General features: G+C 44.8%; 1 protein-coding gene and 1 pseudogene. Both read right to left on the bottom strand.

The genetic code is table 11. From position 1 onward, the window contains the following. Window positions 1–576 (bottom strand): annotated as a pseudogene (locus R8N47_RS24135) (site-specific integrase); the annotation flags it as partial. Further along, complete coding sequence (locus R8N47_RS24130; protein ID WP_169573145.1) at window positions 569–814, bottom strand: hypothetical protein; 246 nt, start codon at window positions 812–814, stop codon at window positions 569–571. The pseudogene R8N47_RS24135 and the gene R8N47_RS24130, both read right to left, overlap by 8 nt. Window positions 815–901 lie beyond the last annotated feature (87 nt).

The raw sequence follows: 901 nt of genomic DNA, 5'->3' as shown, positions 1-901 counted from the left end.
TTTCCCTTGAACCGTGTAGGTTTTTGAGTCATTGGGGAGTTGGGAAAATTTATCTTGGTGTACGTCCCGTGGACTCGGATTTACTTCGCCAGAAGGTCGTAGTGTGTACAGTTCGTGAGCGCGTAGACCCGCTTCATGACAAAGTTGTGTTGAGAGTGCATGTTGCTCGGTTTGGTGCTGAATGATCGCATTGACCTGTTCTGGCGTGTAAGAACGAGAGTTTTCAATAGTTTCTTTTTTAGATGTAGGAAGCTCTTTGGGTGGGTATAGTGTTTGATTGGGTTCTAACTTATGTGTGACATGCTGCATCATTGTTTGTATTGCCTGACGATCCATGTCGATTGTGCTTTGTTTACATTCGTGAGCGCGTAACTCTATGTAGTTTTTTGCTTGTTCTGGGGTTAGTTCTCTTAGAGAGCCAAGCTTGAACTCTTTCAGATAATCGCAACAGGTTTTCAATGCTTGTTCGTAGTTCCTCGCCGTTCCCACCGATTCTATGGCATTACCTTTCCCCTGCATTTCTTTCATGACAGAAGCGGCTTGTTTTTCTGATTTTGCGAAGTGCCCTTTAGCCATTGCGTGTTACTCCGATGGAATGGATATATCGGAGGATGGTACTGCGAGCTGCATATTGCTTGTGTTCAGTTTGGAGGTGCAGAGCAATCAGTTCTAAAGATGCGCCATGCTTGTACATTTTGGCGATTTCAGAACGGAACGGTTCAAGTTTAGAGGTGCGTTTCTTATAGTTTTTGCCTTTGCGTAAAGCACGGGTCTTTTTTGCAGCTTCGGTCGCTGCTACTGGATCAAAGCTCATAAAAATCTCGATGTGGGCGTAAGAACTAGCTCGGCTATCATCGTGATGATAGTGAGACGGCTAAGATGCCGTTCGCCATTTTGACTT

It is taken from the genome of Vibrio sp. 2132-1 (assembly GCF_033344315.1).
The sequence above is the reverse complement of the archived record's forward strand: the minus strand, read 5'-3'. Positions and strand labels throughout refer to the sequence as shown.